This is a genomic window from Arthrobacter sp. T572 (assembly GCF_056780115.1).
Window position 1 is genome coordinate 4,011,614 of sequence record NZ_JBRAZQ010000002.1, and the last position, 23,127, is coordinate 4,034,740.

Annotated in this window: 27 protein-coding genes; 7 read left to right on the forward strand and 20 right to left on the reverse strand. The window is 63.9% G+C overall.

Going from position 1 to position 23,127, the window contains the following annotated elements; translation table 11 throughout:
• Positions 1-3 precede the first annotated feature (3 nt).
• From ACUYMZ_RS19740 to ACUYMZ_RS19755, 4 genes are read right to left on the reverse strand one after another with little or no spacing between them, the layout of a single operon-like run.
• The gene (locus ACUYMZ_RS19740) at positions 4-1,344 is read right to left on the reverse strand and encodes an MFS transporter (protein WP_426004705.1); all 1,341 of its coding nucleotides are present in this window, start codon (positions 1,342-1,344) and stop codon (positions 4-6) included.
• 57 nt (positions 1,345-1,401) lie between these two features.
• The gene (locus tag ACUYMZ_RS19745) at positions 1,402-2,415 is read right to left on the reverse strand and encodes a 5-oxoprolinase subunit C family protein (RefSeq protein WP_426004707.1); all 1,014 of its coding nucleotides are present in this window, start codon (positions 2,413-2,415) and stop codon (positions 1,402-1,404) included.
• Positions 2,412-3,140: a 5-oxoprolinase subunit B family protein gene (locus ACUYMZ_RS19750; RefSeq protein ID WP_481605484.1), complete on the reverse strand. Its 729-nt coding sequence runs from the start codon at positions 3,138-3,140 to the stop codon at positions 2,412-2,414. Before ACUYMZ_RS19750 ends, ACUYMZ_RS19745 begins: the two co-directional genes overlap by 4 nt.
• A 1-nt stretch (position 3,141) precedes the next feature.
• Complete coding sequence (locus ACUYMZ_RS19755) at positions 3,142-3,930, reverse strand: LamB/YcsF family protein (protein ID WP_442423099.1); 789 nt, start codon at positions 3,928-3,930, stop codon at positions 3,142-3,144.
• A 279-nt stretch (positions 3,931-4,209) separates the two neighbouring features.
• On the opposite strand from ACUYMZ_RS19755, the gene ACUYMZ_RS19760 reads away from it, so the two are divergent.
• Positions 4,210-5,163 carry a LysR substrate-binding domain-containing protein gene (locus ACUYMZ_RS19760; RefSeq protein ID WP_442423100.1) on the forward strand — a complete coding sequence of 318 codons (954 nt, stop codon included), beginning with the start codon at positions 4,210-4,212 and terminating at the stop codon, positions 5,161-5,163.
• Between the two features lie 523 nt (positions 5,164-5,686).
• Here the strand turns inward: ACUYMZ_RS19760 and ACUYMZ_RS19765 are convergent.
• Both ACUYMZ_RS19765 and ACUYMZ_RS19770 read right to left on the reverse strand, forming a co-directional pair.
• A complete protein-coding gene (locus ACUYMZ_RS19765) occupies positions 5,687-6,361 on the reverse strand; it encodes a 4-carboxy-4-hydroxy-2-oxoadipate aldolase/oxaloacetate decarboxylase (protein WP_481605486.1) in 675 nt (224 codons plus the stop codon).
• Between the two features lie 13 nt (positions 6,362-6,374).
• Positions 6,375-7,583, reverse strand: coding sequence for an aspartate transaminase (locus tag ACUYMZ_RS19770; protein ID WP_481605488.1), 1,209 nt, complete (start codon positions 7,581-7,583; stop codon positions 6,375-6,377).
• A 262-nt stretch (positions 7,584-7,845) separates the two neighbouring features.
• Between ACUYMZ_RS19770 and ACUYMZ_RS19775 the strand changes: the two genes are divergently transcribed.
• Both ACUYMZ_RS19775 and ACUYMZ_RS19780 read left to right on the forward strand, forming a co-directional pair.
• Complete coding sequence (locus ACUYMZ_RS19775) at positions 7,846-8,466, forward strand: hypothetical protein (protein WP_481605490.1); 621 nt, start codon at positions 7,846-7,848, stop codon at positions 8,464-8,466.
• Positions 8,467-8,507: 41 nt separating this feature from the next.
• Positions 8,508-8,885: a nuclear transport factor 2 family protein gene (locus ACUYMZ_RS19780; protein ID WP_481605492.1), complete on the forward strand. Its 378-nt coding sequence runs from the start codon at positions 8,508-8,510 to the stop codon at positions 8,883-8,885.
• Positions 8,886-8,980: 95 nt separating this feature from the next.
• On the opposite strand, the gene ACUYMZ_RS19785 is transcribed toward ACUYMZ_RS19780, so the two are convergent.
• The 7 genes from ACUYMZ_RS19785 to ACUYMZ_RS19815 all read right to left on the reverse strand — a co-directional run bounded on the left by ACUYMZ_RS19785 (position 8,981) and on the right by ACUYMZ_RS19815 (position 16,368).
• The gene (locus ACUYMZ_RS19785) at positions 8,981-9,820 is read right to left on the reverse strand and encodes an HpcH/HpaI aldolase family protein (protein ID WP_442423106.1); all 840 of its coding nucleotides are present in this window, start codon (positions 9,818-9,820) and stop codon (positions 8,981-8,983) included.
• 86 nt (positions 9,821-9,906) lie between these two features.
• Positions 9,907-10,710: an HpcH/HpaI aldolase family protein gene (locus ACUYMZ_RS19790; RefSeq protein WP_481605494.1), complete on the reverse strand. Its 804-nt coding sequence runs from the start codon at positions 10,708-10,710 to the stop codon at positions 9,907-9,909.
• Entirely contained in the window at positions 10,695-11,480 is a 786-nt protein-coding gene (gene hpaH, locus ACUYMZ_RS19795) for a 2-oxo-hept-4-ene-1,7-dioate hydratase (RefSeq protein WP_481605496.1), read from the reverse strand. Before hpaH ends, ACUYMZ_RS19790 begins: the two co-directional genes overlap by 16 nt.
• A 3-nt stretch (positions 11,481-11,483) precedes the next feature.
• Positions 11,484-12,572, reverse strand: coding sequence for a 3,4-dihydroxyphenylacetate 2,3-dioxygenase (gene hpaD / locus ACUYMZ_RS19800; protein WP_481605498.1), 1,089 nt, complete (start codon positions 12,570-12,572; stop codon positions 11,484-11,486).
• 104 nt (positions 12,573-12,676) lie between these two features.
• The gene (hpaE, locus tag ACUYMZ_RS19805) at positions 12,677-14,188 is read right to left on the reverse strand and encodes a 5-carboxymethyl-2-hydroxymuconate semialdehyde dehydrogenase (protein WP_481605500.1); all 1,512 of its coding nucleotides are present in this window, start codon (positions 14,186-14,188) and stop codon (positions 12,677-12,679) included.
• 28 nt (positions 14,189-14,216) lie between these two features.
• Positions 14,217-14,879 carry a GntR family transcriptional regulator gene (locus ACUYMZ_RS19810; RefSeq protein WP_481605502.1) on the reverse strand — a complete coding sequence of 221 codons (663 nt, stop codon included), beginning with the start codon at positions 14,877-14,879 and terminating at the stop codon, positions 14,217-14,219.
• Positions 14,872-16,368: a fumarylacetoacetate hydrolase family protein gene (locus ACUYMZ_RS19815; protein ID WP_481605504.1), complete on the reverse strand. Its 1,497-nt coding sequence runs from the start codon at positions 16,366-16,368 to the stop codon at positions 14,872-14,874. The genes ACUYMZ_RS19810 and ACUYMZ_RS19815 overlap by 8 nt, the downstream gene beginning before the upstream one ends.
• 193 nt (positions 16,369-16,561) lie before the next feature.
• Here ACUYMZ_RS19815 and ACUYMZ_RS19820 point away from each other — a divergent pair, with 193 nt between their 5' ends.
• Positions 16,562-17,266: an alpha/beta fold hydrolase gene (locus ACUYMZ_RS19820; protein WP_481605506.1), complete on the forward strand. Its 705-nt coding sequence runs from the start codon at positions 16,562-16,564 to the stop codon at positions 17,264-17,266.
• Positions 17,267-17,381: 115 nt separating this feature from the next.
• Here ACUYMZ_RS19820 and ACUYMZ_RS19825 read toward each other — a convergent pair whose 3' ends face one another.
• Complete coding sequence (locus ACUYMZ_RS19825) at positions 17,382-17,804, reverse strand: hypothetical protein (protein ID WP_481605508.1); 423 nt, start codon at positions 17,802-17,804, stop codon at positions 17,382-17,384.
• Between the two features lie 186 nt (positions 17,805-17,990).
• Between ACUYMZ_RS19825 and ACUYMZ_RS19830 the strand changes: the two genes are divergently transcribed.
• The 3 genes from ACUYMZ_RS19830 (at position 17,991) to ACUYMZ_RS19840 (ending at position 19,012) form a co-directional block, all read left to right on the forward strand.
• The gene (locus tag ACUYMZ_RS19830; RefSeq protein WP_481605510.1) at positions 17,991-18,179 is read left to right on the forward strand and encodes a CsbD family protein; all 189 of its coding nucleotides are present in this window, start codon (positions 17,991-17,993) and stop codon (positions 18,177-18,179) included.
• A 307-nt stretch (positions 18,180-18,486) separates the two neighbouring features.
• The gene (locus tag ACUYMZ_RS19835) at positions 18,487-18,759 is read left to right on the forward strand and encodes a GlsB/YeaQ/YmgE family stress response membrane protein (protein ID WP_426004729.1); all 273 of its coding nucleotides are present in this window, start codon (positions 18,487-18,489) and stop codon (positions 18,757-18,759) included.
• Entirely contained in the window at positions 18,752-19,012 is a 261-nt protein-coding gene (locus ACUYMZ_RS19840) for a hypothetical protein (protein WP_481605512.1), read from the forward strand. The genes ACUYMZ_RS19835 and ACUYMZ_RS19840 overlap by 8 nt, the downstream gene beginning before the upstream one ends.
• A gap of 233 nt (positions 19,013-19,245) precedes the next feature.
• Here the strand turns inward: ACUYMZ_RS19840 and ACUYMZ_RS19845 are convergent, their stop codons facing one another.
• The 6 genes from ACUYMZ_RS19845 to ACUYMZ_RS19870 form a co-directional block, all read right to left on the reverse strand.
• Positions 19,246-19,818 carry a cysteine hydrolase family protein gene (locus ACUYMZ_RS19845; RefSeq protein ID WP_426004731.1) on the reverse strand — a complete coding sequence of 191 codons (573 nt, stop codon included), beginning with the start codon at positions 19,816-19,818 and terminating at the stop codon, positions 19,246-19,248.
• Between the two features lie 50 nt (positions 19,819-19,868).
• Positions 19,869-20,831: an SDR family oxidoreductase gene (locus ACUYMZ_RS19850; RefSeq protein WP_481605515.1), complete on the reverse strand. Its 963-nt coding sequence runs from the start codon at positions 20,829-20,831 to the stop codon at positions 19,869-19,871.
• Positions 20,832-20,961: 130 nt separating this feature from the next.
• Entirely contained in the window at positions 20,962-21,765 is an 804-nt protein-coding gene (locus ACUYMZ_RS19855) for a DUF1206 domain-containing protein (RefSeq protein WP_481605938.1), read from the reverse strand.
• A gap of 178 nt (positions 21,766-21,943) precedes the next feature.
• Positions 21,944-22,138 carry a hypothetical protein gene (locus ACUYMZ_RS19860; RefSeq protein WP_426004733.1) on the reverse strand — a complete coding sequence of 65 codons (195 nt, stop codon included), beginning with the start codon at positions 22,136-22,138 and terminating at the stop codon, positions 21,944-21,946.
• A 283-nt stretch (positions 22,139-22,421) separates the two neighbouring features.
• A complete protein-coding gene (locus tag ACUYMZ_RS19865) occupies positions 22,422-22,715 on the reverse strand; it encodes a hypothetical protein (protein WP_481605517.1) in 294 nt (97 codons plus the stop codon).
• Between the two features lie 52 nt (positions 22,716-22,767).
• Positions 22,768-22,992, reverse strand: coding sequence for a hypothetical protein (locus ACUYMZ_RS19870; protein WP_481605519.1), 225 nt, complete (start codon positions 22,990-22,992; stop codon positions 22,768-22,770).
• Positions 22,993-23,127: the final 135 nt, after the last annotated feature.

Here is a 23,127-nt window from a genome sequence, read left to right on the forward strand (position 1 = left end):
TTGCTAGGCGTCGCGCAGTGGTTCGTGGGCACGGTCCTTGACGGTGCTGACGGCGATGAGGGTGCCCAAGGCCGTGACGACTGCGTAGAACGCCGGCATGTAGATGTTGCCGGTGCTGCTGATGAGCCAGGTCATGAGCAGCGGGGCGGTGCCGCCAAACAGTGCCGAGGAGATGTTGTAGCCGACGCCGTAGGCGGAGTAGCGGACCCGGGTGGGGAACAGTTCCACGAGCAGGATGTGGATGACGGCGGTGTGTCCGGCAAAGATCACGGCCATGATGCAGGCACCCAGGATGGCCAGGCCCATGTCACCGGTAGCGATCAGTGCGTAGGACGGGATGCCCAGAACGGCCATTCCGATTGCTGATCCGGCGATCACCTTCTTGCGGCCCAGGCGGTCGGAGAGTGCACCCATGAATGGGATGGCGATGCAGATGACCACCAGGCTGCAGGCGGTGACCAGCAGTGCCTCGCCGATGGTGAAGTTCAGCTGCTTGCCCTTGAGGAACGTGGGCATGTAGGAGAAGAGGACGTAGTAGCCGGAACCGTTCATCAGCGGGATGAAGAGGGCCAGCAGCATGGCGCGGCGGTGGACCGGGCTGGCGAGGGCTTCCTTGAGCGGGTTCTTGGAGAGTCCGCCCTCTTCCTTGAGCTTTTCGAAATTGGGGGTGTCGCTGATGGCTTTGCGGATGTACCAGCCGATGATGCCCATGGGGATGGCCACGAGGAACGGGATGCGCCAGGCGAAGGAACCGAAACCGCCGCCGTCGATGGCAGCCTGGGTGAGCCATGGCGACATTGCGAAGGCAACCAGGGTACCGGTGAGGAGTGCGGCGAAGGACGCGATCTGCGCGAAAGAGGTGATGACGCCACGCTTGCCCTCAGGGGCGTGTTCGGCCAGGAAGGTCATGGCGCCGGCAGCTTCGCCGCCCACGGAGAAGCCCTGGACCAGGCGGAGGAGCACCAGCAGGATCGGCGCGGCGATGCCAATGGCCGCATACGGAGGAAGCAGGCCGATACCGGCGGTGGCGACGCTGATCAGCATGATCACGAAGACCAGTAGCTTTTGCCTGCCGATCTTATCGCCGAGGTAACCGCAGACGATCGCGCCGAGGGGACGGACAAAGAACGAGACCGCGTAACCGGCGAACACAAAGAGGAGCGCGTTGTCCGGGTTGCCGGGGGCCAGGAAGACGAGGGCCAGTGTTCCCGCCATGAAGGCGAAGATGCCGTTGTCGTACAGCTCCACGAAGATGCCAACACAACCTGCGGTGACAACCTTGCGGGTTTGGCGGCTCGTGAGCCGCTCATGCTGCTCCGGGGCAGCATTGGTGCTTGCGGTCATGACTTTTCCTTACTGAAATGAGCGTAGCAACGCCTACTAGGTATGACGACAGGTTTTTTAGCTGCATGCCGCAACTGGTAGGTCCTGCCACTGGGGACGGCATCCGATGCCGAGGAGTCCGAAGACGGTGTTGACGGATTCGCGGAGTGTTTCAAGTTGGGCCCGCGAGCGCCGGTGGGCGGCAGTTGCTTCTGCCACTGTGGTTTTCCGAAAACGGACTTTGTCCCCTGGCCGCGCCTGGGCCAGGACATCCAGTCCGGTGCTGGTGACCACTGCCAGCACGGGATACCCGGCGGTGACGCCGCGTCCCCGGTGCAGTACCAGCAACTCTTCCCTGGAGGGAACCTCGACGGCGCCCACTGGCACTCCGCGGGAAAGGACCTCACTGCTTGAGGTTCTTTCCGGAAGTTCACCGCCGAGCCGCAGGCCAATGTGGTTGCTGCGGCCGCTGACGGTGTACTCCGAGGTGAAGAGCAATTCACCGGATGCGCCAAACTCAGCGACGTCCGGTCCGTCGGTCACGTCGACCGACAGGTCTGAACCCATGCTGGGGCGTTCGAGGCCCAGCCGGAAAAGTGGAAGGTCGAAGTACGGCTGCCGCACGGGACCCACGCTGCGACGGGTGGTGAGCGTGGTTCCTTCCTTGAGCTGCAGTCCGAATCCGACCACGGTGTCCGGAGCAACGCTGTCCAGGAGCGTATCCGCCTCCACGGATCCGTGGATGGCGAGGTAGGCCCGCAGTCCGCGGTGGATGCCCCGGAGGGAAACGGATTCGCCGGCCCGGACCGATACCGGTTCCCATTGGCTGACGGTTCGTCCACCGACCGTGAGGGTCAAGGGAGCGCCCGTCACCGCGATCAGGATGTCCTGGGTGGCCGTCATGCGGAAGTCCAGGGCAGTGATTTCGATCAGGGGTTCGTTGTCCAGGTTTCCGGCAAGGATGTTGGCTGCCCGGGCTGAGTATTGGTCCAGGGCGCCGTTCACGGGGAGCCCGAACCGGGGTCCCCGGAAGCGCCCCAGGTCGGTGACGACAGAGTTTCCCGGCTGATGGATCAGGATCCGGCCGTTCATGACTGCGCCTGCGCTTCCAGTTCCAGTCCAGCCAACGTGTGGAAGTCGGCGGCGCCGATCTGCCGGAAGCGCACGATATCTCCGGGCTGATAGGGGACCAGCGGTTCGCGGCGGATGTTGAGGACGGACAGAGGAGTCTGGCCGATGACGCACCAACCACCGGGAGCCTTGGCCGGAGCGATGACAGCCTGGCGGCCAGCTACGGATACCGCACCTGCCGGTACGCTCAGCCGGGGGTCCTTCAACCGCGGTACAGGCTTGGGAAATGCAGGACCGTCCATCATGGGGGAACCCGCGGGTGCGCCAAGGCAACGGATGGTGTAGGTCTTCTCCGTGTGGAGGCGGATAACATCCTCCGTGGAGATTCCCTGGAATGCGGCAACCTTTTCCAGGTCCGGCCCATACTCGCCCCCGTAGACCACGGGAACGTCGAACTCACGGGGTGCTGAGCTGCTTCCTGCCGAACGGCCGAGCTCGCCCAAGCCAAGTTTCACGAACGCGCGCATCTGGCCCGCGGAAACCATCACGGGGTCGAACTCCACGAGCACGGAATCGTAAGTGGGAACCGCGGCGTGGAGGCCCTCGGCACCGCACTCTTCGAGCCAGCCGGCCAGGCGGTGGACGGTCAGCCAGTTGTCTTCGCTGGTTTCCGAGATTGCGACCACCCGGAGCGCCGAATCACCCGATTCGTAGATCTCGGTGGGAGCCACTGTCAGGACGGTCATGTCAGGCCGCCTTCCTCTTGGCGTCCATGACCTCGGCCAGGGGTGCAATGCGGACACCGGCTGCGATCAGCTCGGACCGGATCAGGCGGGCCAGTTCGACAGCGCCCGGGTTGTCTCCGTGCAGGAGGACCGTGTCAACGTCGATAACAATGTCCACGCCGTTGGCGCAGCGAAGCTTGCCCTCGACCACCATGCGAAGGGTCCGCTCGACGATCTCGGCAGGATCGTGCAGGACAGCGCCGGGCTGGCTGCGGGGAACCAGCGTGCCGTCTTCCTGGTAGGCGCGGTCCACGATCCCCACGATGGCCACGTCCAGCCCTGCGGTGCGTGCGGCCGCAGCCAGTTCGCCTTCCTGGGCCACCACGATGAGTTCATTGTCCACGCGGGCTGCCGCCTCGGCCACAGCCTTGGCGTAGTCGGCGCGAACGGCCACGAGGTTACCGAGCCGGCCATGGGGTGCGAGGTGCGTGACCTTGGTGCCGTGGAAGGCAGCGAAGCTGTTCAAGGCGCCCAACTGGTAGAGGACATCGTTCTGGACTTCGCCGGCGCTCAAACCCATGTCCCTGCGTCCGAAGCCACGGAGGTCCGGGAAACTTGGGTGGGCTCCAATGCCCACACCGCGGCGGACGCATTCAGCAACAGTGTTTGCCATGATGTCCGGGTCACCGGCGTGGAACCCGCACGCGATATTGGCGCTTGAGACGATCTCCAGGAGTTCGGAATCGTCACCAATGGTGTAGGCGCCAAATCCCTCTCCGAGATCCGCTACAAGATCAATCATCGGGTTCACGTGGTTCTCTTTCCGTGGGTAATTCTTATGAAATTCCGAAAAATGCCGCAGACCATCAGGGTTGATGATGGGAATTCCCGGAAAGTGGCTGCTGTCCTGATGCTTCAAAACTTCGCCTAAGGTTCTTCCAGAAGTCTCGCACCCGCCAACTGCCTTGCACAAAGACCTAATCGCTATCCCGTGATAGCTCTCCGTTATGACCTGCGCCACCCGGTGCTGTGGCGCGGCTCCCAGCGCGTGCGGGTGCGTCTATATTTGAACAACCAGAAAGGTAGATCCATGGACACACGAAAGCTCTCCTACTTCGTCCAAATCGTCGACTCAGGAAGCATCACCAAGGCCGCTGCAGCCCTTCACGTTGCACAGCCGGCCCTGAGCCAGCAGGTGTCCGCCCTGGAAAACGACCTCAAGCAGCGGTTGCTGATCCGCAGCAAGCAGGGGGTTGAACCCACCGCAGCCGGACACACGCTGTACCGCCACGCCCAGTCGATCCTCCGCCTGGTTGAACAGGCCCGGCAGGACGTGGCAACCTCCGGGGCTGCACCGTCAGGACGGGTATCCATCGCGATCGCCCCTTACAGCATGGCTTCCAGCCTGACCCCCAGGATCATCAGCGAAGTGGGCAGGCGCTACCCGGACATCGTGGTTCATCTGACCGAGATTTTCGGCGGTGTCCTCAGCGAAGCCATCAAGAATGGGCGCCTGGACATGGCGTTGATCTATGAACCCGGCAAAATCCGGGGCGTGCAGTTCACCACCATGATCGTCGAAGATCTGCACCTGGTGGTTCACCCGGAAGCTGAGGTGGCCCGCCTCAGCTCCGGCAGGGACACCATTACCTTGGCCGAAGCGAGCACCGCGGGCCTGTTCCTCCCGGAGAAGAACCACACGCTCCGGCAACTGATCGAGAAGGGCTTGGACGACCAGGACCTGCCGCTCAAGCTCGTGGGTGAAGTGGAATCTGTCCCCTCCCTGACCAGGCTGATCCGGGCGAACCTTGGCGGCACGGTACTGCCCAAGTCGGCAGCGGACGCCCTCTTCCCGGACCAGGAATTCAAGGTACTGCGGATCGTGGAGCCTGCCCTGCAAAGCAAGATCGCCCTCTGCACACCGGACCACGAGCCCCTGTCCGAGGCAGCCTCCGCCGTCCTTCTGGTGGTCAAGGAGATGCTCCACCAGCAGCTGATCTCAAAGTACGGAACAGACCCCGTGCAGCTGCCCGCACATCCATAACAAAGTCTTATCCGGACAGACAGCTTTGGTCTTATTCAAAGCCGTTTTAGTTTCCTATTATCGAATTAAGAAGAAATTCGAAATACAGCCCACGGAAGACTGCGGGCCTGTTCAAAGGACAAAACGGTGAAAAAGATCAGCACCTCCGGATGGGTTTCGAATCCAACCCGCGGAACTGTCACAGCACGAACCGGATTTCACTGCCCAAAGAATGGGTTCTGGCGGCCCATTGGCGGTATCGGCGAGCCGTTGTTCGTCTTTGAAGGAAGCCTCATGCCGGCTCACGCCGGGAACAGCATCGAATGGCACCTGGTGGACACCCGGCCCGGCCATTCCGGCCTCGACTGACCAGTACGCCAGGCACAGACGCCAGCCACCCGCCGTCGTACGCCAACCACAGCTGCACCGCGCTGAAGGCGCCCTGCCCCCAAGACCCGGGCACGGCGCCTTTCTTGTGCCCGGACTCCCTGAGACCCACGCCAAAGGGCCGGCCACAACAGTGGCCGGCCCCTCAGCGGAAAGACTAGTCCTCCACAAGGAGGCCCTTCTGCTTGAGCTTCTCCGTGAGGCCGCACAGCTCGATGGTGTTGCCGCCGTCGTGGTAGAGCTTGATGAGCTCGCGCTCGTGGTCGTCGCGGGCCTGGGAGAGTGCGATGACTTCCTCGGCTTCTTCGCGGCGGACCACTACGACGCCGTCAGCGTCGCCGCGCAGGATGTCGCCCGGGTAGATGATTTCGTCGCCGAAAACGATCGGATGGTTGATCGGGCCGAGCGTTTCCTTGACCGTGCCCTTGATGCTGACGCTGCCGGAGAAGACGGGCAGCCCGAGTTCGATCAGGTTCTGGGTGTCGCGGACGCCGGAATCGGTGACCATGGCCGCGATGCCCTTGGCCTTCATGGCGTTGCCCAGGACGTCGCCGAACGTTCCGGCCTCGGCCATTTCCTGCGCACCGACCAGGACCACGTCGCCGGCCTGTGCATAGTGGATGGCGACCTGGAGCATGAGGTTGTCCTGCGGAGCGCAAGCCACGGTGACAGCCGGACCACAGAAGGACATGGAGCGGTCGATCGGCTTGATTTTGGAGCTCAGAGCGCCGCGGCGGCCTTGTGCTTCGTGGATCGTGGCCGAGGAGAACCTGGCGAGGCGTGCGACGACGTCGGCGTCCGGGCGCTCGAATTTGGTCTTGACATGGATCATTTTCGGGTTCCTTCTAGTTGAGTGCGTTGACGGCATCGCGGACAGCGTCCACGCCGGCGTTGATGGTCTCCAGCGAGGTGGCGAAGGAGATCCGGAAGTAGGGGCCCAGGCCGTAGGCCGAACCCTGGATGACAGCGACGCGCGCGGCGTCCAGCAGGTACAGCGTGAAGTCCTGGTCGTTTTCGATGACCCGGCCGTCCGGCGCGGTCTTGCCGATCACGCCGGAGCAGTTCACGTAGGCGTAGAAGGCGCCCTCGGCCGGGGCCACGGACAGGCCGTCGATGGCGTTCAAACCATCGACGGCGGCATCGCGGCGCTTGCGGTACACCTCCACGCTGTCGCGGACGAAGGACTGGTCACCGTTCAGTGCGGCAGCTGCGGCAGCCTGGCTGATCGAGGACGGGCAGGACGAGGTCTGCGACTGCAGCTTGTTCATGGCTGCGATCAACGGAGCCGGTCCGACGCCGTATCCGAGGCGCCAACCGGTCATGGCGTAGGCCTTGGAGACACCGTTGACCAGCAGGATCCGGTCCTTCAACGCCGGGGCGGCCGTGACCAGGCTGGTGACGCGGCCTTCGCCGAAGTACACCTCGTCGTAAATCTCATCGGTGAGGACGAAGACGTGCGGGTTTTCCTCCAGCACCTCGCCGAGGGCCTGAAGTTCCTCGCGGGAGTACACGGCACCGGTCGGGTTGGACGGCGCGTTGAGGATCAGCCACTTGGTTTTGGGGGTGATGGCTTGCTTGAGGGCTTCGGGAGTGAGCTTGAAGCCGGTTTCCTCACCGCAGGGGACGATCACCGGGGTGCCGTCGTTGGCCAGGACCATGTCCGGGTAGGACACCCAGTAGGGCGCCGGGACAATCACTTCGTCGCCTTCGTTGAGCGAGGCCATGAGCGCCACATACAGGACCTGCTTGGCGCCGCCGCCGATGGTCAGCTGGTTGGCTCCGTAACCGTGTCCGGTGTCCCGCTCGACCTTGTTGAGGATCGCGCTTTGCAGCTCAGGAGTTCCGGTGACCGAGGTGTACTTGGTCTCACCGTCTCTGATCGCGGCGACAGCTGCTTCTTTGATGTGGTCCGGGGTGTCGAAGTCCGGCTCGCCGACAGTCAGGTCGATGATCGGAATGCCTTCGGCTTTCAGTTCGCGCACGCGGGCGGCCGCGGCGACGCTGGCTGAGGCCTTGATGCGGGTAACCCTCGACGCCGGCAGGAACTCGGACATGTCTCCTCCAGGGATGTGGAACTCGGGACGCGCGGATTCGCGGATCCCTTTGTTCGAGACTAAGTACGCATCCGGTGCTCTGGATAAGACCTAAATAGCGTGGATTCATAAGGGTCCCTTATGACGCGGGTTGCTTTCGCAGCGCTCCATGCTTAGACAGGGGGCTGTGCGCCTGAATCAGGCCGGATCCATGCACTTTGCTTATGGGTTCACGCGGTATTGGTATTTCCAAGGGCGGGTGAACGCTGCCTAGATTCGAGTGGTGGGAACAGCTGACTACAGCGCCGCTGCGGCGACGTTGACGGCTGTCCCGGCCCACCGCCGTCGAGCGTTCGAAAGGGATTTCATGCCAGCTTTGGCTCCAGCAGCTACCGCCCAAGGCCGGTCCGCCACTGGGCGCTACACCTACCGCGCCGGCGCTCCTGCGCGCACTTCCTCGACCGCGGACGCCGAGCACGCGAAACTGGCCCACGCCCTGGGTGTGCACCGACAACTCCTCTCCCATGCAGCCAGCTCCATCAGGACCTTGACGGCTGCAAGGAATGACTTGATCGCCCAAGCCGTGGAAGACGGGCTCACCATGGCCACCATCGCAGCCGTGACCGGCGAGAACCTCCGCACCGTCCGGACCATCGCTTTGGCTTATGACGACCTGCAGGTCAGTGGCCTCCCCCGCCAGGCCCTGCTGGACGCGCTGAAGGCCAAGAGCGATGAGTTGAAGGCCGCCGAAAGTCACCGCGGGCAGGTAACGGAACGCCGGGAGGCGCTGATCGTTGCGGCGGCGAGGGCACAAACCTGCGATGATCTGGAACTCGCGTCCCTCACCGGCCTGACCCCGGACCACATCCGCCGCTCCATCCGGGGGTTGACCCGATCCGCCTGACAACCGTTGTCCCCTGGCGGGTTCACCGGTAGAACAGAGTGATGAGCGATGTGAATTCGTGGATGGACCAGTACGTGCGGGCGTGGAACTCAAACCAGCCCGGTGACATCAAGGCCCTCTTCACCGAGGACGCCGTCTACAACACCCGACCCCATGACCAGGAGGCCTGGCACGGGCACGAGGCAATCGTGAAGGAGTGGTCCGGCGAGTCCTCGGACGCACCCGGGGACTGGACGTTCGAATGGACGCTCCTGGGCCGGGACGGGGATACCGCTTTCGTGCAGGGAGTCACCACCTACCTCAATGGCCAGCCCACCTACGACAATCTGTGGGTCATCCGGTTCGCCGAGGACGGCCGTGCCCGCGAATTCACGGAGTGGTACATGGCCCGGAAGGACACCCCCGCAACACCCAACTAGGTCGCATTTGTGCGCGTTTAGAGCCGTGAAAACGCGCACAACTGCGACCTAGTTGGGGGCGCCGGCGCGGGCCAGGTCAGGCGGCGCGGTCTAGGTCAGCCGGCGCGGTCCAGGGTTTCGGCCACCGGTTCGTCGGCTGAACGCACAGGTCGCTTGGAGTGGATGTACCGCTCGGCAAACGCGTCCGAGGCCCTGGCCAGCACCGCAACGTCCGCACCCACCAGCGCAAAGGAGGCGCCGGCGTCGAGATAGGCCCGCGCGATGTCCTCGTTGAAGGCGTTCACGCCGGCAGGCTTTCCGGCCACCTGGGCGGCGGCCAGGCAATGCTCGACGACGGCACGCACCAAAGCGTGTTCCTGCTGTCCCAGCAGACCCATGGAAGCGGCCAGGTCCGAGGGACCCAGGAAGATGCCGTCCACGCCATCCACTGCCAGGATGTCCTCCACCACGGCTGCCGAGGCCTCGGACTCCACCTGGACCGTGACGCTGACGGTGTCACCGGCCTGGGCAAGGTAGTCCGGAATACGGTTCCAGCGCGACGCCCGGGCCAGGGCCGAACCCACCCCCCTGATTCCCAGCGGCGGGTACCGGACGGCGGCCACCGCTTCTTCTGCCTCCAGTGCCGAGTTCACCATGGGCACCAGCAGGTTCTGCACGCCAAGGTCCAGGTACTGCTTGATGACCACGGGATCGTTGACCGGCGGCCGGACCATGACCTGCACGGGGTAGCCGCTGACGCTGTGCAACTGTCCCAGGATGGACTCAATGCCGTTGGGACTGTGCTCGGCGTCGATCAGCAACCAGTCCAGCCCTGACCCGGCACAGATCTCCGCCACCAGCGGACTTCCTGAACAAACCCACATGCCCACCAGGGGTCGGGCCTCGTTTTCCAGCACGGCATAAAACGTGGGGTGAGGCACTGGACGGATCGACATCACAGCTCCCAAAGGGTCCGAATCCGCAGGTTGATACCACTGTTGTACCCCTTTGGCGGCGGACAAAACAGTCCCTTTTTCGCAGATCAGTAGCTGGCTTTTACCGCACCTTCCGACGGCCGGACGAACTGCGATGCAAGGGCTTCAGACCCCCGCGCGAGCATCGCCACATCGGCACCGACCAGCACGAAGGAGGTTCCGGCGTCGAGGTATGCGCGGGCGGTGTCGGGGTTGAAGGCGTTGACGCCGGCTGGCTTGCCTGCCGCGGTGGCGGCCTTGATGCAGTGTTCGACGGCGTCACGCACTTGCGGGTGTTCCTGCTGTCCCAGCAGGCCCATGGATGCGGCGAGGTCGGAGGGGCCGAGGAAGATGCCGTCCACGCCGTCGACGGCCAGGATCTCCTCGACGGCGTCCACTGCTGCGGTGGATTCGATCTGGACGGTGACGCTCACGGTGCCGGCTGCTTCGGCGAGGTAGTCCGGGACCCGGTTCCAGCGCGAGGCGCGGGCCAGCGCGGACCCGACCCCGCGCACGCCGTGGGGCGGATACCTCACGGCAGCCACAGCCGCGGCCGCTTCGGTGCCTGAGTTGACCATGGGAATGAGCAGGTTCTGCACTCCGAGGTCGAGGTATTGCTTGATGACCACGGTGTCGTTGAGCGGGGGCCGGACCATGACCTGGACGGGGTAGCCGTGGATGGCCTGGAGTTGGGCGAGGATCGATTCGAGTCCGTTGGGGCTGTGTTCGGCGTCGACCAGGATCCAGTCGAGGCCAGCCCCGGCGCAGATTTCTGCCACGAGGGGGCTGCCGGAACACACCCACATGCCGGCCAGAGGCCTGCCCGTTTGGTCCAGTGACTGGTAGAACGTGGGGCCTAGTTGAAGTGGCATGTCACAACTCCCAACGGTCCGTAGTCGGCGTGGACGGTATCGCCCTTGTAGACCCACAGGGGCCGGGTGAAAGAGCCTGCCAGGATGATGTCGCCGGCTTTCATCGAGTCCCCGTGCGCGGCGATCTTGTTGGCCAGCCAGTGCACGCCGTTGGCGGGGTGGTCCAGGACCCCGGCGGCGACTCCGGTTTCCTCGACGGTCTGGTTCTTGTACAGGATGGCCGAGACCCAGCGGAGGTCCACGGCGTCGGGTTTCACGGGCCGGCCTCCGATCACCATGGCACCCATCGCGGCGTTGTCCGAGATGGTGTCCACGATGGTCCGGCCCTCCATTTCGATCCTGGAGTCCAGGATTTCGAGGGCCGGAACCACGTAGTCGGTGGCGTTGAGGACATCGAAAATGGTGCAGCCCGGGCCCTTCAGTCCTTCCTTGAGGACGAAGGCCAGCTCCACCTCGACCCGCGGGTGGGTGTACTGGTCCCAATCGACGGAGCAGCCGGTTTCGAAGACCATGTCATCGAAGATGGCCCCGTAGTCCGGCTCGGTGATGCCCGTGGCGGCCTGCATGGCCTTGGACGTGAGTCCGATTTTCCGCCCTACCAACGTGCGCCCGGCTTCCTCGTTGCGTTGCCGCCACAACTGCTGCACGGCGTAGGAGTCCTCCACCGTCATCTCCGGGTACCGGGCAGTCAGGCGCGGCACCGGCTTGCGGTTACGGCCGGCCTCAACGAGCTCGTCGGCAATGGCTTCGATCGTCTTCGCGTCCAACATGGCTTAGACCTGCGCTCCCAGTTTGAATCCTTCAGCGGCCGTGCCTTCGGTGGGCTTGGTGTAGGAGAAGCCGTCGGCGCCGATGGTGACAGCCATTTCGGACTTCTCTTCGCGCTCGATCACCGGCTGGGGGTTGCCGTCGAGGTCCAGGACGAGGGAGGCCTCGGTGTACCAGGACGGGACCACGGGGTTGCCCCACCAGTCGCGGCGCTGGTTGTCGTGCACGTCCCAGGTGATGGTGGGGTTGTCCGGGTCGCCGGTGTAGTAGTCCTGGGTGTAGATCTCGATGCGGTGCCCGTCCGGGTCCAGGATGTAGAGGTAGAACGCGTTGGAGACGCCGTGGCGGCCGGGTCCGCGTTCGATCCTGTCGCTGATGCGCAGGGCGCCCATCTTGTCGCAGATCTGGATGATGTTGTGCTTCTCGTGCGTGGCGAACGCGACGTGGTGCATGCGGGGTCCGTTGCCGCCGGTCAGGGCAGTGTCGTGCACGGTCTGCTTACGGTGCATCCACGCCGCGTACGTAACGCCGTCGGAGTCCTTGATGTCCTCGGAGACGCGGAAGCCGAGGTCCTCCAGGTACTTGCGGCCGCGGGGAACGTCCGGGGTGACCTGGTTGAAGTGGTCCAGGCGGACCAGTTCACCGGCGGAGTAGAGGTCGTAGCGCTGGGTGAGGCGCTCGACGTGTTCCACGTCGTAGAAGAACTCGTACGGGAAGCCCAGCGGGTCCTCGACGCGGACGGAATCGCCCACGCCCTTGGTGAAGCCTTCCTTGCGGCGCTCCACCCGGCAACCGAGTTCACGGTAGTAGGCCTCGGCGGCGTCGACCTCGGCCGGGGACTTCACCCGGTACGCGAACGCGGCGACGGCCGCGACCGGGCCCTTGCGCAGCACCAGGTTGTGGTGGATGAACTCCTCCAAGGAGCGCAGGTAGATCGCGTTCTCATCTTCCTCGGTGACGTGCAGGCCCAGGACGTCGACGTAGAACTCGCGGGACTTGGCCAAGTCCGTGACCACGATGTCCATGTAAGCGCAACGGACAATGTCCGGGGCCGGGACCGTCGGGGTGGGAATGGGGCCGGTGAAGTTGCTCATGATGGTCTCTCTTCGTTGAAAGGGTTCTTGTGGGAACCCAACTAGGTCGCAGCTGATGCCGTTTTGAGGGCTCAAAACGCGCACTAATGCGACCTAGTTGGGTGCTAGGCGCCGAATTTGGGGGTGTGGACTGAGCCGAGGGTGATGTGGACGGCCTGCTGGTCGGTGTAGAAGTCGATGGAGCGGTAGCCGCCCTCGTGGCCCAACCCGGAAGCCTTGACACCACCGAACGGGGTGCGGAGGTCGCGGACGTTGTGGCTGTTGAGCCACACCATCCCGGCCTCCACGTTCTGGGAGAAGTTGTGGGCCCGGGTCAGGTTCTGCGTCCAGATGTAGGCCGCCAGGCCGTACTTGGTGTTGTTCGCCAAGGCGAGGGCTTCGTCGTCGTTCTCGAACGGGGTGATGGCCACGACGGGACCGAAGATTTCCTCCTGGAAGATCCGCGCGTCAGGTGCGACGTCGGCAAACACCGTGGGTGCGATGTAGTTGCCTTCGGGGAGGTGGTCGGGTCGGCCGCCGCCGGCCAGGAGCTTGCCTTCGGACTTGCCGATCTCCACGTAGGAAGCGACTTTGGCGTAGTGCTCGGGGTGGACCAGTGCACCAACCTGGGTCTGGGGATCGTGGGGGTCGCCCACCACGATGTTCTTTGCCCGGGCGGCGTACTTTTCGCAGAATTCGTCGTAGATGGCGCGTTCCACCAGGATGCGGGAGCCGGCGGTGCAGCGTTCGCCGTTGAGGGAGAAGACACCGAACAGGGCCGAATCCACGGCGGCGTCCAGGTCGGCGTCGGCGAACACGACGCACGGGGACTTGCCTCCGAGCTCCATGGAGAGGCCCTTGAGGTTGGCGGCTGCGTTGCGGAAAATCGTCTGGCCCGTGGTGGTCTCGCCGGTGAAGGAAATCAGCGGAACCTCAGGGTGCTTCACCAGCGCATCGCCGGCCTCTTCGCCCAGGCCGTTGACCAGGTTGAACACACCATCCGGAAGGCCGGCATCCTTGAAGATCGTGGCCCAGAGCGAGGCAGACAAAGGCGTGAACTCAGCCGGCTTAAGGACCACGGTGTTACCGGTGGCCAGGGCCGGGGCCAGTTTCCAGGACTCGAGCATGAACGGGGTGTTCCACGGGGTAATCAAACCTGCGACGCCGATCGGCTTGCGGTTGACGTAGTTGATCTGCGAGCCCGGGACCTTCATGGCGTCGTCGAACTGGGCGACGATCAGGTCCGCGAAGAAGCGGAAGTTCTCGGCAGCGCGGAGGGCCTGGCCCTTGGCCTGGGTGATCGGCAGGCCGGTATCGAACGTCTCGAGTTCGGCCAGGCGGGCTTCCTGCGCCTCGACGGCGTCGGCGATCTTGTTCAGCACCCGGGCACGCTCGCGGGGCTTCATCTTCGGCCAAGGACCGTTGACGAACGCTTCGCGTGCTGCAGCGACAGCGAGGTCGATGTCTTCCTTCTGCCCGGCGGCGGCGGTGGCGTAGTTCTGGTTGGAGACCGGGTCAAGGACGTCGAACGTCTTGCCCGAAACCGAGTCAACGAACTCGCCGTTGATGTAGTGCTGGATGTGCGTGGGCAGATCCTCGGGGACGTAATGCTTGGCGGTTTCTACGGAGGTCGTCATCGTTGAAGTCCTAACTGGTGAGGCGGCTTTAGGCCTGGTTGTTGGCTTGGGCGAGGTAGGCGTCCAGGGTGGCGGCGCGGTGTTGGCGGGCTGCTTTTTCGATGGTGTCGGCGTCTGCTCCGGACTCGATGAGCTGGAGCAGGGCCTCGTGTTCGCGCACGGATTCCTGGGCGCGGCCGGGAACGAAGCGGAACGTGGACGAGCGCAGTGACGCCAGCCGGTTCCAGCCGCGGTGGACGAGGTCAAGGATGTGCGGGTTGGGGCAGTGTTCAAACAGGACGCTGTGGAAGTCCTGGTTCAACGCGGTGAAACTTACGGGATCGAAGTGTTCCAGGCATTCGCGCATCTCTGCGTTGACTGCACGCGCGCGTTCTATGGCACGGGCATCAATCAGCGGGGCGGACAGCGCTGTGGCCGCCCCCTCCACGATGCTCAGGGTCTGCATGGTGTACAGGTACTCGGTGGGGTCGATCCCGGAAACCGTGGCACCGACGTTGCGTTCGAACTTCACCAGGCCCTCGGCCTCGAGGCGGCGGATCGCCTCCCGGACGGGGACCACGCTGAAGCCCAGGTCCTCGGCGATCTTCGCGAGCACCAGCCGGTATCCCGGCGTGTAGGTGCCCTCGACAATCCTCGCCTTGACGGCGTCATAGGCTTGCTGGGACTTGCTTCCGACGGCGGTTTCAGTCACCGTGGGCTCCTTCCGTGGCTTCCCATGCCTTGTAGCGGGCCTGCCATTCGGTGTTCATCGGGTAGAGACCGTCAACGCTGTTGCCTTCCTGGACCATCTGGAAGATGAACATCTCTTCCTTTTCCTGGGTGATGCAGTCGTCTACGAGTTCCTCGGCGATGGCCGGCGGGATCACCAGGATGCCGTCGGAGTCGGCCACGATGATGTCTCCCGGTTGCACGGTCGCTCCGCCGCAGGCGATGGTGATGTCCGTGTCCCACGGGATGTGCCGGCGGCCGAGCACTGCCGGGTGCGGGTTGGCGAAGTACGTGGGCATTTCCAGGTCCGCCACGGCCGAGAAGTCGCGGACGCCGCCGTCGGTGATGATCGCCGCGGCGCCGCGCACTTGGGCGCGGAGGGCCAGGATGTCACCGACCGTGCCGGTGCCCTTTTCGCCGCGGGCTTCCATGACCAGGATTTCGCCTTCGTTGACCGAGTCGATGGCTCGTTTTTGGGCGTTGAACCCGCCGCCGTGGGTCTTGAACAGGTCCTCACGGTTGGGCACGTAGCGCAGGGTCCGGGCCAGGCCCACCACTTTCCGGTCCGGACGGGTGGCCTGCAAGCCGTCGATGCTGACGTTGTTCAATCCCCGCTTACGGAGCTGGGACGAAAGAGTAGCGGTCGCGACGGATTCAAGCTTGGCCTTCAGCTCCGGCGACAATCCCGCCGAAACCGGCGCCAGACCGGCAGCTTCCCGTGAACCGTACGCTTCTTCCCGCTGGGTGTCATCGGTCTTGGGCAAGGCACCAAAGTCCGCGAACGGCGTCGTACCTTCCGTCACTTTGGTGGTGAGGCGGCCGGTGCTGAACTCACCGCCGGTGACCTCGATTTCGACGACGTCACCGGGCTTCGCGACCGAGGCCCCGGCCGGGGTGCCGGTCAGGATGATGTCGCCCTCCTCCAGCGTCAGGAGCTGGGAGAGGTCCGCGACGAGCTGCGCGAACGGGAAGAGCAGGTCCTCGGTGGTGTCGTCCTGGACGAGTTCGCCGTTGTGCCAGGTCCGGATCCGCAAGGCGGCGGGGTCGACGGCGTCGGCCGGGATCAGTGCCGGGCCCACCGGGGTGAATCCGTCGCCGCCCTTGGACCGGACGTTCGAGCCCTTGTCCGCGTACCGGAGGTCGTACACACCAAGATCATTGGACGCGGTGATCCATTCAACGTGGCTCCACGCGTCCTCCAAATCAACCCGGCGGGCAGCCTTGCCAATGACCAAAGCGATCTCGCCCTCGTAACCGAGCAGCTCGCAACCGGCCGGACGCTCAACCACACCCGGGGCATCCGCGGAGCCCAGCGCCAACGAGGACGAGGGCTTCAGGAAGTATGACGGCTGGGCCGGAGTACGCCCACGTTGGGCAGCGCGGCTGGGGTAATTGATGTGGACCGCAATCACCTTGCGCGTCCGGTCCAGCACATCCTGGCCCAACTCCTGCGTCCGGAACTCCACTGTCACGACCGCTTCCTCCTGCATTGGCTATCTGATCGACTCAGCTATCAAGTACGAAATCGTATACGAAAACTATGATCCAGAATGTGGCCTGCGTCAACCCCCTTTCCCAACTGACTGTCAGTAGCGGTTGTTATGTGCGCCCGGACCAGCCAGTTGGGCCTTACATCTTGTCAGGGGGCTCCCGTAGGGTCGGGGCATGGACATCATCCTGGTACCTGGATTCTGGTTGGACGCTTCATCCTGGGAGGAGGTAACACCGGCGCTCGTGGCGGCCGGGCACACGGTTCATCCGCTGACCTTGCCGGGACTGGAATCAGCAGACACGCCCCGCGCCGGCATCGGCCTGCGGACACACATCGACGCCGTGATCAACAAGGTGGACTCACTGGAGGGCAAGGTGGTCCTGGTAGGACACTCGGGCGGCGGTGCCATCATCCACGGCGTCGCAGACGCCCGGCCCGACCGGATTGCCCGCGCGATCTACGTGGACAGTGGACCGCTGGGCGAAGGCGGTGTCGTTAACGACGAGCTGCCGCACGAAGGCGACGACATCCCCCTGCCACCTTGGGACGGTTTCGAGGAGGCGGACCTCGTGGACCTGACGGAGGAGCTGCGGGAAAAGTTCCGCGCCCGGGCGATTCCCCAGCCCAAGGGTGTTGCCTACGAGCAACAGCACCTCCACGACGTCCGGCGCTACGACGTTCCGGCCACAATCATCGCCTGCGAGTTCCCAACGTCCATGCTCAACCAGATGATGGACGCCGGCCACCCCTTCACCGAGGAGTTGGCCAGGATCCGCAATGTCGAACTCGTGGACCTGCCCACCGGACACTGGCCGCAGTTCACCAAGCCCGCCGAATTGGGCCAGGCGCTGCTCGCCGCAGTGGACCACCTAGCCTGAGTGGATAACCGGTAAAAGTACGACGCCGGGTGGCCCGGTTCCGCGGACCACCCGGCGTCGTGCTGGTCCAACCACCATCGGGGAAGTAACGCCCCGAGTCCGGGGCCGGACAAGCTCAGGGCCGTGGCTTGGTATTGGTGGCCGGCCCCTCTGGCGCAGCACCGCCTTCGTCCGTCCAGTCGCTTCCGGTGGTGATGTCAAGGGCTGGATCAGAAACCACGTCACCCTTGACCGTCGACACCGTAGGCTGCTTGTCCCCCGACTCGGCCTTCTGCCCGCTCTTGGAATCAAGGACGCCCGGCAGGACGGTCTCGACCTTTTCCAGCAGCTTCTTGCCGGCAGCATAAAGGTTGTCCAGGATGTCCGGCACCGACTCCTGCACGGTCCCCGCCGCCTGGTGCACGTTTTCCTGGACCTCAGGGGTCTTCCAGACCTTCTCCGCGCCTCCGCGGATCCGACTGTACACCTGCGGCCAGGACTTGGAACCCCATACGTATCCCACAGCGACGCCAACAGCGAAGAATGCTTTCCCTTTCACAGGACCAACTCCTTTCGAGGTGTATTTACCTACGACACTAGTCCCGCTGGAACACGGTGTCACGCCGTCCGTAATGAGCATCCGGTTAATCTGAATTTGCTCAATTGAAATATTGGACTAAACTTTATTGCCAACCAGCGGAAACCCGCAGGCAACAACTACATCGCTACCCGAGGAGTGAAAACCATGGGACTGGATGACAAGATCAAGAATGCTGCTGAAAACCTTGGCGGCAAGGCGAAGGAAAAGACCGGCGAGGCTACCGGAGACAGGGATCTCCAGGCAGAGGGCGTAGGCGATCAGGCCTCGGCAAACACCAAGCAGGCCGGCGAGAAGGTCAAAGACGCCGCAAAGGACGTCTTCGGCGACAAGTAGCGGAGCGGAGCGCCCGGGAACAGGCCGGCACGCCTGTGACCAAAAAATAGTCAGGTTACTTGCTGTTGGCCCGGGGACCGGCTAGCGTTACTGATGTAGCACTGCGGTCGGAACAGGCCGGCAGCAATGCTTCGCTGCATTAATGAAAAATTCATCGGGATTGTTTATCCGTTCTAAATCCCCAATTGTGCAGCCGAGCCGAATTCGGCCCGGCGTGAGTGACCCTACCCACGTAGCGGACGCCCGATGAGCTGAACCGCTTCACCGAGTTCATGGAATTTCCATCAACAAGAAAGTAGGAGCAAAAATGGGTTTCTTTGGTTTTCTTCTGCTCGGCCTTTTGGCTGGAGCCATCGCAAAGCTTATTCTTCCCGGCCGCCAGGGTGGCGGCTGGCTGGTCACCCTCCTTCTCGGCGTCGTCGGCGCCTTGCTGGGTGGTTGGATCGGCGGTCTCATCTTTGGTGAGGGTTTGACCGAGTTCTTTGCCATCAGGACGTGGCTCCTCGCAATCGGCGGCTCCATCCTCGTGCTGCTGATCTGGGGCATGGTCACCGGTCGCCGCCGGACACACCATGGCTGACCACGGAGTTCCCGACCCCACGAAGAGCGAACGCGAGGGCCAGTACGACAACGGCGATTACGGAGACGCGGGTGTGTCATCTGAAGCGCTGAAGGACGACGCCGGCGGGGATTACACGGCAGGCGACTACGCCGAGAAGACGGTCCCCTCAGCGGACGCAGAACTCGATGAGCGCAACACCGAAGATACCCCGGAGGACAGGCCTTTCTCGTCCGAGCCCGATGAGGAGGCATCCGGTTCAAGCAGCCCGTGAGATGCGGGAGTCCTGAACCAGGACCTTCGAACAAGTGAAAAACCAGGAACCCGGAGCCGCACGTTGCAGCTCCGGGTTTCCGGCGTCCGGCCCCGGCTCCTTATTGGGCACAAGGCGCAGGACTTTTAGTCACGGCTGACGCCCGGGTTGTACTGGCGCCGGAAGGCTTAGGCGCTGACCCCGCAGGCTCAGGCGCTGACCGCCGCAGGCTTAGGCACTGACCGCTGGCGGGCTTACGCGCCCGCGCCGGCAGGGCCGGAGCCGAACAGTGCCTTGATCTCGTCCAGAGGCAAAACCCGTTGCCGGTACTCGCGGGTCAGAACCCGGAGGACCGCCTCGGCAGCCTCCGGGTTCTCCGTCGCGATGGCCTCTGCAGCGTAGATGACGCGGAGGTTATGCGCGAAGGCGTCCGCCGCAGTCTGGGCAATGCAGTTGTGCGCCGAGACGCCCGCCAGGATGACGGTTTCCACCTCCCAGTTCCGCAACCGCATCCCCAGGTCGGTGCCCATGAACGCGCTGTCCCTGGTCTTGACCATCTGGGGTATGTCGGCTGTCACCAAGCCAGGGACGAACCTGGCCTGATCGCTCCCCCGGAAGATGAACCCCTGGTCATCGTCCAGCATGTTCAGGCTCCACGTGGATTTGTCGCGCTCATGCTCAGTTCCCACCAGCAGGACCTTCGCCCCGGCCTCCCGGGCTGCGCTGGTAAGGGAATTGCAGGCCGCTACCACTTCTTCCTGGCGCCGCTGCAGCACCGGCTCCTCGAAGAAGGCATTCTGCATGTCGATGACGAGTACCGCGATCATAAGCTGGGTAACTTCCTTGGGTTCGGCGTCGGATTCTGGTGAAGGAGGCCCTAGAGGCCCTTGCCGCCCGTGACGGGAAGGACGGCTCCGGAAATGTACGAGCTTTCATCGGATGCCAGGAGCACGTAGGCGGGAGCCAGCTCGGCGGGCTGGCCTGCACGGCCCAAGGGCGTGTCCTGCCCGAAGGTGGGGAGCTTGTCCGGCCATTCGGTAGCGGGAATAAGCGGGGTCCAAACAGGTCCCGGGGCCACCGCGTTCACCCGGATTCCCTTCGGCCCCAGTTCCTGGGCCATGGCCTTGGTGAAGGCGACCTGGGCGGCCTTGGTCATCGCGTAATCCACGAGCTGCGGCGAGGGATTGAAGGCCTGGATGGAGGCGGTGACGATGATCGAGGCACCCGGGCGGAGATGCGGTATGGCCGCCTGGGCCGTCCAGATGAGGGAATAGAGATTGGTTTTGAAGACCCGGTCGAACTCGTCCGTGGGGATGGTTTCCAGGCCTTCGCGGTTCTTTTGGTAGGCCGCGTTCAGGACCACGATGTTCAGCCCGCCGAGCTCCCGGACCGTTCGTTCCACGATGTCCGCAGCGAAACCTTGATCCCTGGCATCACCGGGAAGCAACAGAGCCTGGGCGCCGCACTCGCGGATCCATTCCGCCGTCGATTGTGCATCTTCTTCCTCTTCCGGAAGATAGCTGATGGCCACGTTGGCGCCTTCACGGGCGTAGGCGATAGCCACGGCGGCACCAATCCCGGAGTCACCGCCGGTGATAAGCGCCGTCTTGCCTTGAAGCCGCCCATGGCCCACGTAGCTGGCTTCGCCGTGGTCCGGCTGGGGTTCGAGGGGCTTGGTCAGGCCGGGCTGTTCCTGTTCCTGTTGGGGGAATTCGTCCGAATGGTACCCGGTGCGGGGATCCGCAGGCGGAGCCTCAAGGCGCTGGCCGGACTGTTCGGCACCGGAGTGCCGGCCAGGATTGGTCTGCTGCCCAGGCTTGTTTGGCTTGGCTTGATTCACGGTTCTGCCCTTCCCGGAAGTCTGGTTGCCGCGACCCTGCCCACTTACTGCCGCGCACAGCCGCAACGGCGTGCAAGGTCGTCTCGTCACAAGCTGTACCCCGCGGGGGTTCCTCCCAAACCCGTTCCCGCTAGGTCCGGAGCGTTTTCGCCTTCACCATGAGGAACAAACCGTAGGCGATCAGTCCCACGGCCACTGCGGCAAGGAGGTAGGGCCCATACGGCTGTTCCTTGAGGGCACGCAGGCTTCCGTCCAGGCCTGTGGATTGCTCAGGCTCGGCGCGGATCGTGGCGACGAAAACCAACAAGCCCACCAAGAGCAGCGCCAAGCCTTTGGCCACGTATCCCACGACGCCTACCACCACCTGGAACTTTCGAACAGGTTTGTGGGAGGACAAGACGAGATCCTTGGTGAAAGTCCGCCTGAAACCGCGGACGGCGAAAACCACACCTGTCACCATGACTCCGACACCGATGCCAAGGAGGAGTGCCACTCCGAAGGGGTTCTTGATGAGCGCCAGCGTAAAGTCACTGGTCGACTCACGGCTGCTGCTTCCCTGCCCGACGACGAAGGACATGATGGTGGCTGCGAGTGCCGCGAAGAGGATCCCCTGCCCGGCCGCGGAAAATCGCTTCCCGGGTTTGTTGTCGGATTCCCTGCGGTGGCCTAGGACGGCGTTCCCGAGTTGCCAGAGGGCCAGCGCAGCACAGGCTCCGAAGCAGGCCCACAGCAACAAGGGGCCCAGAGGCTGCAGGGCGAGTTGGGCGACAGCTCCGCTGACATCGGCTTCTCCGCTGTTGCCGAAGGCCAGTTGAAGGGCGATGCCGCCAATCAACGCGTGAAGGATACCGCTGACGGCATACCCGGCGCGCGCCGCGATCTCCAGGATCTTCGAATTTGAGGCTTCTTCGGCCACATCGGCGGCCTTCTTGATCTCTTCCTTAATGGCAAGCCTCCTGACAGTTTGTGGCTGCGATCCATGGTGCCACTTTGGAACAGGGGAAGGCCACGCAGGGTGTTGCAAAGGGGTGCGGCGGCCGGCGCTGCCGACGGGTCAGTACCGACGGGGTCAGTACCTACGGGCAAGTACCCCGCGACCGAATGTCCGCGGACTAGTACCCGCAGACCGACTGGGGCCAGATGCTGCCGAGTCCACCGCCCAGCGGGTTGAACTGCTCGCGGATGGACGTCCCGGGGCGCGACTGGGCAGACGGCTCGCCGGCCCTGAGGGCCTTGTCGGCACCGAACGATTCGGGAGCCATGCGGGCTGCACCCGTGGCGGACATGTCAGTGATCTGGTCGGGCATTTCGGCGGTCCTTCCCGGAGCTTCCCATCAGCACGGTTGGCTGTTAGTTCAACCATGGGTGGGGGGCCTCAAGAAGCACGCCGGGTCATCTCAAGATTGGCTCAAGATTCCAGCCCCGCGTGATCGTAGTGCGCTTCGGGAAGGTTGAAGGGGAGGCCTGGTGCAGCCTGCGCGCCAGGTAGTGCCGGTCCCGTGTTCCTCGTTGAAGGCGCCCCGGCCCACAGCCACGCTTCTGGACTGTCCGGGGGTCGCGCCTGGGGCCAATGACCGGCAGGGGTTTGGTTCAGGCCAGCAGTTGCTCGATGTCCGCGAAACTCATCCCTGAGGCGACAGCGAGGTCCGGCAGTTGAGCCCCCGCGGCTGCTGCTGCATTAAGCGCCTGGTTCATGTCGTTCTGTGCTGCATCGACCTCCCATTGAAGGCTCTCCAGCCGGGCCGATGCGGTCCAGACCGCGCCCAGCAGTTCGGATCTTCCCAGTCCCGGAAGCACCACGGGCCGGTGGTCCGGGGTCCGGGTTTCAACCAAGGAGCCGGTTTCTGACTGCTGTAGCGCTTCTCCACTCAGTACTGCTGTCATGATCACTCCTCTTATGGTGGCAGCTAGCTTGTTTAGCTAGTTATACGGAAGTCTAACTAAAATTCCCGAGAAAGCCATGGAGAAGGATGCGGCCCCGGATTCGCGCCCCGCGCACCGCCGCCAGCACCTCCGCCCCGCGCACCGCCGCCAGCACCTCCGCCACGCGCACCGCCGCCAGCACCTCCGCCCCGCGCACCGCCGTCAGCACCTCCGCCGCGCGCACCGCCGTCGGCATCTCCGCCGCTGGCACCTCCGCCCCGCGCACCGCCGTCTGCATCTCCGCAGCGGGGACCGACAGGCGGACCAGGAGGCGGGAACGGTCACGCCGTAACGCCGCTTTCCAATAAATAATCAATATGCTTACTATTCAGTCGCATGAGGCGCACCGGCGTGGAGTCCGCCCGAGGGGGGA

Coding starts and splice junctions, on each gene's coding strand:
- ACUYMZ_RS19740 (WP_426004705.1), bottom strand. CDS start 1,344: ATGACCGCAAGCACCAATGCTGCCCCGGAGCAGCATGAGCGGCTCACG.
- ACUYMZ_RS19745 (WP_426004707.1), bottom strand. CDS start 2,415: ATGAACGGCCGGATCCTGATCCATCAGCCGGGAAACTCTGTCGTCACC.
- ACUYMZ_RS19750 (WP_481605484.1), bottom strand. CDS start 3,140: ATGACCGTCCTGACAGTGGCTCCCACCGAGATCTACGAATCGGGTGAT.
- ACUYMZ_RS19760 (WP_442423100.1), top strand. CDS start 4,210: ATGGACACACGAAAGCTCTCCTACTTCGTCCAAATCGTCGACTCAGGA.
- ACUYMZ_RS19765 (WP_481605486.1), bottom strand. CDS start 6,361: ATGATCCATGTCAAGACCAAATTCGAGCGCCCGGACGCCGACGTCGTC.
- ACUYMZ_RS19770 (WP_481605488.1), bottom strand. CDS start 7,583: ATGTCCGAGTTCCTGCCGGCGTCGAGGGTTACCCGCATCAAGGCCTCA.
- ACUYMZ_RS19780 (WP_481605492.1), top strand. CDS start 8,508: ATGAGCGATGTGAATTCGTGGATGGACCAGTACGTGCGGGCGTGGAAC.
- ACUYMZ_RS19785 (WP_442423106.1), bottom strand. CDS start 9,820: ATGTCGATCCGTCCAGTGCCTCACCCCACGTTTTATGCCGTGCTGGAA.
- ACUYMZ_RS19790 (WP_481605494.1), bottom strand. CDS start 10,710: ATGCCACTTCAACTAGGCCCCACGTTCTACCAGTCACTGGACCAAACG.
- hpaH (WP_481605496.1), bottom strand. CDS start 11,480: ATGTTGGACGCGAAGACGATCGAAGCCATTGCCGACGAGCTCGTTGAG.
- hpaD (WP_481605498.1), bottom strand. CDS start 12,572: ATGAGCAACTTCACCGGCCCCATTCCCACCCCGACGGTCCCGGCCCCG.
- hpaE (WP_481605500.1), bottom strand. CDS start 14,188: ATGACGACCTCCGTAGAAACCGCCAAGCATTACGTCCCCGAGGATCTG.
- ACUYMZ_RS19820 (WP_481605506.1), top strand. CDS start 16,562: ATGGACATCATCCTGGTACCTGGATTCTGGTTGGACGCTTCATCCTGG.
- ACUYMZ_RS19830 (WP_481605510.1), top strand. CDS start 17,991: ATGGGACTGGATGACAAGATCAAGAATGCTGCTGAAAACCTTGGCGGC.
- ACUYMZ_RS19835 (WP_426004729.1), top strand. CDS start 18,487: ATGGGTTTCTTTGGTTTTCTTCTGCTCGGCCTTTTGGCTGGAGCCATC.
- ACUYMZ_RS19840 (WP_481605512.1), top strand. CDS start 18,752: ATGGCTGACCACGGAGTTCCCGACCCCACGAAGAGCGAACGCGAGGGC.
- ACUYMZ_RS19845 (WP_426004731.1), bottom strand. CDS start 19,818: ATGATCGCGGTACTCGTCATCGACATGCAGAATGCCTTCTTCGAGGAG.
- ACUYMZ_RS19860 (WP_426004733.1), bottom strand. CDS start 22,138: ATGCCCGACCAGATCACTGACATGTCCGCCACGGGTGCAGCCCGCATG.
- ACUYMZ_RS19865 (WP_481605517.1), bottom strand. CDS start 22,715: ATGACAGCAGTACTGAGTGGAGAAGCGCTACAGCAGTCAGAAACCGGC.
- ACUYMZ_RS19870 (WP_481605519.1), bottom strand. CDS start 22,992: ATGCAGACGGCGGTGCGCGGGGCGGAGGTGCCAGCGGCGGAGATGCCG.